Source organism: [Phormidium] sp. LEGE 05292, assembly GCF_015207735.1.
In the GTDB taxonomy this organism is placed as follows: domain Bacteria; phylum Cyanobacteriota; class Cyanobacteriia; order Cyanobacteriales; family Aerosakkonemataceae; genus Floridanema.
The window spans coordinates 1-11,431 of the sequence record NZ_JADEWG010000181.1; the positions used below are offsets into that span (position 1 = coordinate 1).

Below are 11,431 nucleotides of genomic sequence, written 5' to 3' on the forward strand. Positions count from 1 at the left end.
CCCCCCACATCACCACCCCCACCATAACTGGTATTGGCATTAGTAGAAGTGAAGATTTTAGGAGTTAGTAAGTTATATAAATCAATCAAAGAAGTTCCTGCTAAAACACTACTACCAAAGAGGGCAAAGGCGAAGGCTAATTCAGAAGAAGATAAAGGTACAAACTTCGATTTAGAAAGGATACTACCATATTCGCTTTGTAAATTTTTTATGACTTGCTCTGCGTAACTAGTGCGATCGGGTACTTGCAAAAACATCAAACCAATCCATGCTGTAATCACACAAAAGAAAGTTAAGTAACCAACAGGTTTATCACGCCAAATCCCTACAATAATTTTGGCAATACCCAGAAGTAATACCACAAGAATCGGAAGTGTAGATAACACTTGTACCAGCTTTATCTGGAAAGGAGTTAGCATCAAGCCCAATTGTTGTAAGCGAATTTTAATTAACCGGGTAGTTGGAGTAGCTAATTGTTGAATTAGTCCATATCTGTAACCTGTTTGATTGGTGTTAATTGCTCCTAAAATTAATTGCTCAAGGGGATGAGATTCAGATACTTGATTAGTATTAGTACGCCTGAAACCCTCTTTTGATTTTATTATTTCTAGATGCCCACTTTGCAATAAATTAGCAATTGCTACATCAATTGCCCGAATTGGCCCTGCTGCTAAATAAGCGACTTCATAATAATTGAGTTGTGTAGATTCTGAAGAGGAACGACCAATTATCGATAGTAGTAATCGACGTATAATAGAAGCGAGTAAGATAAAACTACTAGCCACTAATATATAAAAACCTAAGAATTTTGCTCCATCATAATTAAGGGGGTTCATGCTACTACCAGCTACTAGAAATTGGCAACCTGAGATCAGAAAAGAAAAGCTCAACCCCAAAATTATAAATAACCATCTATTGTAATTGTGCAAAGGAATTGATGGAAAACAGATGGGTCTTAAATTGAGTTTTGGCAGAATCCAATTTTGCTGAGTATTGACTCTTCGGAAATGGATATCTTCACCAAAACGAATATGAGCAGGAGGCCAAATTTCTCTAGGAGGTTCTCCAAAAAACTGTTGATAACTAACTAAAGTTTTATTGTACCAATTAATGAATTTATTTTGCTCATCACTACCTCCAAGTGTGGGATTATGATGTAGTGATGTTTGGAGAATATTGGGACAAAAGTCTCCCCAGTAGGACTGAGTGTAAGTCAAATGTAAATGCCATACTTGATCGACTTGTTCCGATGGACTTACGGGATGTTCAGCAACAATAGCTAGAAAAACAAACTTTTTGTATTCGTCAATAACCCGCTGAGTATACTCGATCGTCCAACCATTATCTCGTGCTAATCGCCTACTGAATGTTAACTTAGTGTTTGGCTTGTCTAAGGAAAATGTTTGAATTCGTTGATAAAGTTCTGCTTGCTGATGATTCATAATTACTCTTCCTCAATCTTTAAAAAAACTACTTGTTCTGAAAATCTCTTTCCCCAATTGGTTTGGTTTGAGCGTTACCAGCAAATATTGGATGAAGTGTGACTTTATAAGTTCGCCACTTTTCTCCATCTTTTGTTTGAATTCTTTGGAAATTTAGCGGTTGAATGAATTCTGAAAAAGAGGGATTTTGGAAAAACTTGCTTGTTTGTTGATCCCAATCTGTTCCGGTGCTGAATCTGAAAGTGCAGTTGCCAGAGGGAATGTTTTCTATTGTTACTTGATGTTTAGCTTGAACGTACACAAAACGAAGCGTGTCGCCAGAGTTGCGATCGATCAATTTAACTACAGCATCGCGGTCTGTGCCATTATCAACTGTTAGAACTCCATATCCTTCTAAATTTTGAGGCGGAATGATATTAGTCCCATTTGGTAGAGAAATGGGAGAACGATTAGGGTTTGGTTCAACCGGGAGTTGTACTTGTTGGGGTAAGATTTGAGGTGAAATAACTGCAAACCCAACCATACCAACAATTGTCAGCGCGCCTGGAATAATGTATTTCTCTAGCATAGAAGATAAGCGTTGTTTGAAATTCGAGAAACTATACTGCGGGAGGTGTTCGATTTCATGAGGAGTTTGACTACATACAGGACAACGAACCGTATAACATGAGCCGTTAGCCTTACTCATGTAAATCAATCCACATTTGCAATGCAGAATTTGTACTTTGTTTCCCTGCATATTTAGCTCCCTACGGTTATGAACACTCTTGTAGCGATCTATTGCTCACTCCGCAGGACTTATGCAAAATTTTCATTTAAATAGCCGTTTATTTTGCCTCACCGATGAGGATGAATGCAGCCCAAATTGGGATTAATCGCTTATCATAAGGATTTTAGATAAGTACTTCCAGTCCCAAATCCTCAATTCTCAATTCTCAGTCTTCAACAAAAAAGCAAGATTTATTACTGGGATTGCATAAAACTTTAACTCGCTCCCAATCATATATAGTAGACCAAATGACAAGGAGCTACGCCTTTGTAGCTAGTCCAGAAAACTACTTTAGTTGCTGAGAACACATCTATGCCGTTGGAATGCTTCTATACTCTACCTAAAAACCTGGAAGAAAATCGTGTTGTCTGGCGGACTGACCCCGAGTTGCAGGAAAATATCCGTTTCCTCAGCGAAAACTTAGATCCATTAGCAGAGTTCAATGAGGAAATGCTCGATACGAGAGTAGCTCAATTTTTGTTTCAACAATTACATTTGGAGCCAGAAAATGAGTTATTTAGAACCCATTGGATTGCTTTTTTAGAAAAACGTTGCGAACAAGTTTCTCGACAAATATTATCTGTTTTGCCTGTTCATCTTCGTAATAATTACTTCCGGGATTTATTTTTAATGGGTTCTGAGTTAGTATGCAATCCAGCGAATTTTTTTGAGCGATTTGATGAGCGTCGTTCTCAACTTTATTGGTATCCTACATTAAAAAGATTTGCTGATACGAGAATCAAGAATCTTTTAATGCCAAACGTGAGAAAAATCACTGGTTTAGAAACGCTAGGGAGAACCAACTTAGGTTTAGTTGCACGCTCTAGTCGAAGACAAGTCAAAGAAGCATTACAACGTTTAGGATACCAAGAATCACAGTTAGACCAATATTTACTAATTTGGCAATGTTTTCAAGAGGTAAAAACTTCACTTGATCTGGGAGTTAATAACTTTGAATTACAGCATTTTGAAAGAATTGTAAATCGTTATTCTGAATTGCAAAACGAGGTAAGTTTACCGGAAATCCCGCAATTAAACATGAATGGAGCAGAAGTGAAACAATATTTGTCAAGGCTGGGTATGGCAATTCGACAGTTGTTAGATCCACCCCTTGATTCTTTAGATAGTTATAGTCATTTGCGATCGCCTGACAACCCATCATTAATAGATAGTATTCCCGATCGAGAAAAAATAGATCAAGAAATGAATCAAACCTTAGTTGATTTTCAAAACTTTATTACTCAACTCCTTCAAAGTTTCCAAACAGCCACCGAAAAGCAAACTCTTTTTCTTAGGTATGGTTTAGACTTAAAGCAAGGTCAAGTTGGCAAGGAGTTAGGAGATTTACCACAATATTACATCAGTCGTAGTCTCAAAAAAACGCACGATTGGATTCTGTCACAAATTTGTAATTGGGTCAAAGAAAATTTGCAACTAGAACCCTGCTCAACAGTAATAAATGAAATTGAAGGGGTATTATGTGAATATTACTCAAATCAAATTGACCGATGTTTTTCCCAAGCAATGCAGCTTTTGGAAAACCCAAGTAAAGAGTTATTAAGGCTATTCTACATTACTAAATTCACACCTCTAGAAATTAGCGAAAAAATTCATAAATCTGATTCGGAAGTAAAAGATTTGATAGAATCAATTAGGCAATGGTTATCCAGCAACATAACCGAACAAATTCAGTCAGAAATCAACTTGGTATTTTCATCAAAAGGTATAGTAAGAGAGAGGATATTATTTCTGACTGAAAATCGGTTACAAACTATTCTGCAACTTCACATCTAATCTAAGGGGGAACAAAGTCATGAAATCGAATATTCAAACATTGAGTAACATTTATTCTGAACATCTCTGGTTAGAATTATCAGAAGAAGATTTGAAACAGGCTAAACCAGAGTTTCGAGATTATTCTAATCAAACTGGTTGCTATTACGCTTATATAAATCGTCTGTGTCTAAATGGTTTCTTGAAATGGATGCAGGAGAATTTAGGCGAGGATTTTTCCTTTAGTAGATTTCCTAATGATAAAATTTACCTCAATATTTGGGAATTTGTTAATGGTTGTGGGATTAATTTGAATAACAAACGTCTAGTACTGATCCCTAGCGATAGCATTGATATTGCAGATTTTGGCGTACCTCAAGAATGGGTTGACATTCCTAATTGGGTGGCAGATTATTATCTACCAGTGGGGATAGATTTAGAAGCAAAGTATTTACATTTTTGGGGTTTGGTGAGCAGAGAAACTTTAAAAGCTCAAGCAGATTACGATCCAATTTATCGCTGCTATTATTTATCGGAAGATTACGTTATTCCTAACTTAGAAATACTGGAAACTGTGTTACATTTTTGTCCTGATGAAAAAGGCGAAGTAACTCCTTTAGCCAAAATATCAGCTAACGAAGCCGAATGTTTGATTAAAGAATTGAGCAAACCTTCGCCTTATTCTCCTCGTTTGCAGGCAAAATTTGAAAAATGGGGTGCTTTATTGAATGATAATTCTTGGCTACAAAAATTGTATGAAAGACGGGTAAAACCAGTTACATCATTATCTGCAATATCGGTTCTCAATCAATGGTTAGATGATGTTGTTGAAGCAGGTTGGCAAACTTTTGAAGAGTTATTTACTCCCAGAACTTTAGCACCAGCATTTCGCGGAAAACGAGTTAGAGGGATTGAACTAGGAACACCAGAAAATATTCAACGAGCAGTGAGACAACTGTATAATAGTCAAACAGAAGTAGCTTTTCCTAGTAACAGCAATGAACCAGATGCTTTAGTTTATTTGTTACAGAATACTCAGGATGAAAGTATTCGTTGGAAAGCGGCTGAATATTTATGGACTATTGCTCCAAATTATCCAGGTTTGCCTATTAGAAGAGTGATGGATTTAGGTGTGCAACTAATGGGACATCCGATCGCTTTAATGGTTGCAGTTTTACGAAAACTCGATGGTAAAATTGCCGTGTTGTTACGAGCTTATCCGATTTGCAATCTCTCAGAAGATAGCCAAACTAAAGATTTCAGAGATGACAATGTTTCACTAACTAAATTACCCCCAGGTTTACGATTGATGGGACTTTACGAAAACGGCAATCCGATTCCTGGTTTAGAGGCTGTAGCCAGAAACGAACCTCAAGATGATTATATTTCTCTATACTTTACTGCCGATCTTGGCGATCGCTTCCACGTTCGGTTAACCTTAAAAGATGTTAGCATTACAGAACAATTTGTTGTTTAATATAAACATCAGCAATTAACCGATCTAAGATCAAACCAATGACCAAGCTAGTTATCTTCAGGATTGAAAAAGGTAATTTTGAGCAAGGTTTCCCGATTAATTTAGAAATTCGGGAAAATGGCAAACTGTGTGTTCCCGAAGTCTCTGGTGTCCTTGTTTCAGCACCAGAAATTCCCGATCTTTATAAAGAATGGCAAGAAGTTTACAATGCTTGGGGTAAAGATCCAAATAGCCGTTGGTGGAGGCGACAAATTAGTGTTCCCCCACAAACTAACTCCAATTATTCTAGCGGAAATAGTATTGAGCAAGTCATGAATGCGGCTGATAGGTTGGAACTAGCATTTAATAATTGGTTAAATAGTTCAACACTAGAAGACATCAAAGAGGAATTATTACAAACTGTAGGACGTGATGAACTAGTAAAATTTATTATCCAAACTAACAACCCAGAACTACAAAAACTTCCTTGGGAACTTTGGCGTTTTCTCAGAAGACGTTATCGCCATCCTGAAGTAGCTTTAAGTAGTAGAAGAACACCAGAAAAAGGTGCGCTTAGCCTTCCGGTAAAAATTTTAGTAATTTTGGGAAGCGATGACAACATCGACATTAATACTGATTGGAATATCCTACAACAAAGGTTAGGAACAGCAAAGTTAACTCTCCTTGAACAGCCTGAGTCAGAAACACTGCAACAAACATTACAAAATCATCCTTGGGATATTATATTTTTCGCCGGACATAGTTCTACTGAACGGGAAGGAAATGATGGGAATATTTGGATTAATCGGCGTGAAAATTTGTCACCACAGCAGTTAAGAAATGCTTTAGAGGTAGCAGTCATAAATGGTTTGAAATTAGCAATTTTTAATTCTTGTGATGGGTTAGGTTTAGCAAGACAATTGGAAAATTTGTATATTCCTCATATTATTGTAATGCGCCAACCAATTCATGACGAAGTAGCACAAAAGTTTTTGAATGATTTCTTGACTAGTTTTGCTAATGGTGCTTCTTTACATCGGGCTGTGCATGAAGCAAGGGATAAGTTAAGATTGTTAGATAATCGCTCTCCTAATGCTTCTTGGTTGCCTGTAATTTTCCAAAATCCTGAAGAACCACCACTATTTTATCCCCAGGTAAATGTTAGTAAGGATGTCAAAGGAAAGAAGTTAAGATTTTGGCGATGGAGTGCGATCGCTTTTGGTTGCACGTTACTTAGTTTTGTTACTTGGCAATATTTATTACCTGTATTTTTTCCTCAGCCAAGAGCTTGTGATGTGCAATTAAATCAAAATTTACCGTTTAGTTGTGGCGAAAAGGCTTTAATGAATCCTAAAGAGCATCCACCACAACCAACCAAACAAGCGGGTATTAAGGCGATCGCCAATCACAACTATCCACAAGCTGTTGATTTACTAACACAAGCATGGCGGGAAAAAAAAGACCCAGAAACATTGATATATTTGAACAATGCAAAGCTTAAAGTTAGTAATATTCATGAAAACAATATTTACACAATTCCTTTAGTTGTCCCCATTTCCAATTCTCCAGCTTTTGTGAGTGAAAATATAGTTAAAGGAGTTGCTTGGCTGCAATATCGATTCAATAATGAATCAGAAAATAAATTCAAAATAAGAGTTTTACTTGCAGACGATGGTAATAATATTGCTCAAGCTCAAACCATTGCCAAAGAACTAGGAAAACGACAGGACGTTTTAGCTGTTCTCGGTCATTATTCTAGCCATCTTTCTACTAATGTAAAGAGTATTTATGAACAAAACGAATTAGTTTTAGTATCGCCAACCAGCACGGCTACTGACGGACTAAGTTCTACTCACCCTAATAATATATTTTTTAGACCTGCGTCAACTACTCAACTAACAGCCGATCCCTTAGTCAACTATTTAATTGCTAAAAACTATCAAAATATAGCTATTTTTTATACTAAGGGAAAAGCTTTTAGTGAAGCTTCAAAAAAAGATTTTAAAACTGCATTGAACAATAAGCTCAAAATTGTTGGCGATTTTGAATTGGGTGAAGATATAGAGAAAGTGAGAAATAACGTAACTTGGATTAAGCAGAACTTTAAAGATGCAGCTATAGTCCTATTACCTGATGCTTATACTACTTCCAATGAACCTAACAACAAAGTAGAAGTAATTAAAGAAAACAATGGCGAACTATTGATTCTTGGTAGCAGCACAGTATCAGATGATGAAGTTTTGGCTTTAGGAAAAACCGCATTACAAAATTTAGTTGTTTCTGTACCTTATTATCCGTCTGCTAGTAACGTGAAAGAATTTCAAAATTTTTGGCGAAACACTGAATTAGATTGGACGGTTATTATGTCTTATGATGCTTTACAAATGGTAATTCAGGCAATCCAAATTCAAGCTAAACCTAGTCGAAGTGGTATACAAAAAGTGTTGTCTGCGGGATTTCCCATGCAAGGATTAAGCGGAACAATTACTTTGAAAGGAAGCGATCGCCAAGAAAACACACACGCACTAATCACCCCCGATTGTTCCTCAAATCCCTGCTCTTGGCGGGACGTGAAAAATTAGGAATCCCAGACTAAATGCCAGCTAATAGCTCCATTTCTCTCAGCCGTTTACCCCAAAGGAGAAAATTTTGCCAAAATATAAAAAATACCTCTTGACGAAATAAAAAAAATTTTTTATAAATGACTTAATCATAGATTTTTATTTCTCTAACTAAATGACTATGAAACTTGGCAAACAAGTCATCTTCAGAATAGATGAAGGTAGCTTTGAACATGGTTTTCCTATAACCTTAACCATTAAGGAAAATAGAGAAATTTGCGTTCAAGAAGTCAAAGGTAGACTTGCATCAGCACCGGAAATTCTTATTGATTATAATAACTGGCAACAAGCTTACTGCGCTTGGGGAAAAACGAATCGTTGGTGGAGACGACAGATCGTAGTTCCCCAACAAATAGACACAAACTGTTCAAATACTGACAGTAAAGATGAGGTTAATAATTTAGCTTGCAGATTTGTAGAAGCTCTAAATAACTGGCTAGATCGTTCTTCATTAGAAAAAATAAAACAACGACTTCTACATACAGTTGGCAGAAACGACTTGGTAAATTTTACTATAAAAACAGATAACCAAGACCTACAGAAACTTCCTTGGGAATTATGGACTTTTCTTCAAGAGTATTATGACAATCCTGAAGTTGCTTTGAGCAGTACCAGCACACATAAAAAAGGAGCTTTGAAAAGTCCAGTTAGAATCTTAGCAATTTTGGGAAGCGATGAAAAAATTGATATTCAAACTGATTGGAACATCTTGCAACAAAGATTAAAGAATGCTAAATTAACGTTGTTAAAAAAACCTCCATCTGATGAATTGGTAGAAAAACTGACTAATCAGCCTTGGGATATTATATTTTTTGCTGGACATAGCTCGACACATCCTAGCGGAAACGATGGACTAATTTCGATTAATGAGCAAGAAAAATTATCGACCGTACAGATTAAGAAATATTTAAAGCAAGTAGTTAGAAATGGGTTAAAATTGGTAATTTTTAACTCTTGCGATGGATTGGGATTAGCACGACAGCTGGAAGGTTTGCAAATTCCTCATATTATTGTGATGCGTCAGCCCATTCATGATGAAGTAGCACAAAAATTCTTGAATGATTTTCTGACTAGCTTTACTCCTCATACTTCTTTACATGAAGCAGTGAAAGAAGCAAGACACAAATTAAAGTTAATAGAAAATGACTTACCTAATGCTTCCTGGTTGCCTGTAATTTTCCAAAATCCCGAAGAACCACCGCTATTTTACCCGTCAGGAACAAACCCCCCTATTTGGACAATTATTCTCTGGGGAATAGGAGCAGCGATCGCCCTTTCTGTCACAGGTTTGGGATTCTATAAAATTACCGAATTATCAAAAGATAGTACTCTTGCACCAGAAATCAGTTTAGGGGAAGAAATTCTCAGCAAAAATAATACCAATGCTAAAAAAGAAGCCGGAGTAAAAGCCTTTGCCGCCAAAAAATATCCAGAAGCGATCGCACATTTTAAAGCATCCCTCGAGCAAAATCCTAACGATCCTGAAACTCGAATTTATTTAAACAATGCCAGAGTAGCAAATAACAAAAATAAGATTAAAGTTGCTACCAGCGTACCTCTTGGTAGCAACCAAGCTATAGCCGAAGAAATATTACGCGGTGTTGCCGAAATACAAGAGAATGTTAATCGTGAAGATGGGATTGATGGTAAAGGTTTAGGATTACAGATAGTTATTGCTAATGATAATAACAATAGTGAAAATGCTGAAGAAAAGGCTCGTAAATTTGTAAAAGATCCGAGTATTTTTGCAGTAATTGGGCATAATGCTAGTAATGCTTCAGTAGCAGCAACTCCTATTTATAAAAAAGGGAAACTAGTGATGATTTCCCCAACTAGCTTTGCTAATCAATTAGGAAAAGAACCTTATGTTTTTCGCTTAGTTCCACAAATTACTTTTTTCGCTGCTCAATTATCTAACGGTTTAGGTAAAGCAATTACTCAACCTAACGTTGCCATCTGCGTAGATAATACATCCCCAGATCAAGAATCGTTTAAAAATGAATTCAGGTCGGTTGTTTCAGCTTATAGAGGGCAGTACATTGAAGTTAACTGTAACTTTTCCCAGCCAAATTTTAATAAAAGTAACGTTATTGCAGCAATTAAAAAGCACAATGTTAATAGTTTGATGGTAGCGCCTTATGTAGATCACTTACCAAAAGCGATCGCAGTTTTTAAAGAAGTTCGTCAAAATCAATTACCAGTCAAACTATTTGGTAGCCCAACTTTGTATAATGACAAAACGATCGAATTGGGAGGAGAAGCAGTAGAAGGTTTAACAGTATCAGTTCCTTATTATCCCGATCTAAAGGAACAAGAATCTTTCCGGGAACTCTGGAAAGTAGAACTCAATACTTGGCGTTCATCTACATCTAAAGACACAACGATCGCGATTGTCACAGCTTTACAAGAACTGCTGAAAACCTCACAACCCAGTCGCGAAAAATTAGACGATATACTCAGAGATCCAAATTTTAAAGTTAAGGGAATTGCCGGAGAATTTAAGTTTAACAAAAAAACAGGCGAACGGGAATTTCTACTTCAGCAACAACGTCCTGATAAATTAATTCAAGTTCAAAATGGAAAATTTGTTAAAGTTGAATAGTTCTATCTTGGCCTAAAACTAGTTGGCGTTGATATAAGCAGCAAAGTAGTAACTCATCGAACTCTTTATCGGCAAATTATTGTTGGTAATTGCTCGCTCGTCCGCCGAAACGGGGTTGTATCGTCCAATGCTTGCGATAAAATCAGCGAACCTTGAATCGCTATTGCGACATCTTCCCCCCGTTGTTTGGCAAGTTGAGCATCCATACCTGACTCGATTAACACATTTGCGATCGCATCAATCCAACCCTGAAACAGTGCCTTTACTTTAGCGTGAAACACATCCCTAGCCGAACCGGACAACAAAATCGCAAATATACAAGGTTGTTCGCCACCCTGATAGAGTTCGTTCAAGCGTAAGCACATTCGCTGCAACCTTGTCACCGCATCTCCTTCACTCTCCAAAGCAGGCAAAATATTCTCAGATAGCCATTTTTCCAGATAATCCAAAACTGTCTCGACCATCTGATCTTTCCCACCGGGAAAGTGATGGTACAGGCTAGCTTTCCCCAGTCCAGTCGCCTCGGAAATCTTGGACAGCGTTGCACCATCGTAACCGTACTGGCGAAACAACCCCAACAAGCAAGGAATATAGGTTTCTTTCGGCATGACTCAAAAATTAGAAATTAACTATTGACATTATATAGAACGTTCGGTACAGTATGACTATACCGAATGAACGGTACAGAAAAAAGGGCATTCAAACAGCTACCAGTTTGATGCAAGTTATCAAGCTGGCTCAAAGTAGGGGGTAGGGGATAGGGGATAG

General features: G+C 37.0%; 7 protein-coding genes. 4 read left to right on the plus strand and 3 right to left on the minus strand.

Annotated elements, in window-relative coordinates:
- Positions 1 to 1,442: TIGR04222 domain-containing membrane protein (locus IQ264_RS28420; protein ID WP_193985341.1), on the minus strand; the 1,442-nt coding region annotated here is incomplete at its 3' end.
- A gap of 28 nt (positions 1,443 to 1,470) precedes the next feature.
- Positions 1,471 to 2,130, minus strand: a complete 660-nt coding sequence (locus IQ264_RS28425; protein ID WP_193985343.1) for a hypothetical protein — start codon at positions 2,128 to 2,130, stop codon at positions 1,471 to 1,473.
- Positions 2,131 to 2,523: 393 nt separating this feature from the next.
- Between IQ264_RS28425 and IQ264_RS28430 the strand changes: the two genes are divergently transcribed.
- The 4 genes from IQ264_RS28430 to IQ264_RS28445 all read left to right on the plus strand — a co-directional run bounded on the left by IQ264_RS28430 (position 2,524) and on the right by IQ264_RS28445 (position 10,663).
- A complete protein-coding gene (locus IQ264_RS28430; protein ID WP_193985345.1) occupies positions 2,524 to 4,005 on the plus strand; it encodes a hypothetical protein in 1,482 nt (493 codons plus the stop codon).
- A 19-nt stretch (positions 4,006 to 4,024) separates the two neighbouring features.
- Complete coding sequence (locus IQ264_RS28435) at positions 4,025 to 5,461, plus strand: DUF1822 family protein (protein WP_193985348.1); 1,437 nt, start codon at positions 4,025 to 4,027, stop codon at positions 5,459 to 5,461.
- A gap of 38 nt (positions 5,462 to 5,499) precedes the next feature.
- The gene (locus tag IQ264_RS28440) at positions 5,500 to 8,022 is read left to right on the plus strand and encodes an ABC transporter substrate-binding protein (RefSeq protein WP_193985350.1); all 2,523 of its coding nucleotides are present in this window, start codon (positions 5,500 to 5,502) and stop codon (positions 8,020 to 8,022) included.
- Between the two features lie 154 nt (positions 8,023 to 8,176).
- A complete protein-coding gene (locus IQ264_RS28445) occupies positions 8,177 to 10,663 on the plus strand; it encodes an ABC transporter substrate-binding protein (RefSeq protein ID WP_193985353.1) in 2,487 nt (828 codons plus the stop codon).
- 65 nt (positions 10,664 to 10,728) lie between these two features.
- On the opposite strand, the gene IQ264_RS28450 is transcribed toward IQ264_RS28445, so the two are convergent.
- On the minus strand, positions 10,729 to 11,271 hold the full coding sequence (locus tag IQ264_RS28450; protein ID WP_193985355.1) for a TetR/AcrR family transcriptional regulator: 543 nt from the start codon (positions 11,269 to 11,271) through the stop codon (positions 10,729 to 10,731).
- Positions 11,272 to 11,431: the final 160 nt, after the last annotated feature.

Coding starts and splice junctions, on each gene's coding strand:
- IQ264_RS28430 (WP_193985345.1), top strand. CDS start 2,524: ATGCCGTTGGAATGCTTCTATACTCTACCTAAAAACCTGGAAGAAAAT.
- IQ264_RS28445 (WP_193985353.1), top strand. CDS start 8,177: ATGACTATGAAACTTGGCAAACAAGTCATCTTCAGAATAGATGAAGGT.
- IQ264_RS28425 (WP_193985343.1), bottom strand. CDS start 2,130: ATGAGTAAGGCTAACGGCTCATGTTATACGGTTCGTTGTCCTGTATGT.
- IQ264_RS28450 (WP_193985355.1), bottom strand. CDS start 11,271: ATGCCGAAAGAAACCTATATTCCTTGCTTGTTGGGGTTGTTTCGCCAG.
- IQ264_RS28435 (WP_193985348.1), top strand. CDS start 4,025: ATGAAATCGAATATTCAAACATTGAGTAACATTTATTCTGAACATCTC.
- IQ264_RS28440 (WP_193985350.1), top strand. CDS start 5,500: ATGACCAAGCTAGTTATCTTCAGGATTGAAAAAGGTAATTTTGAGCAA.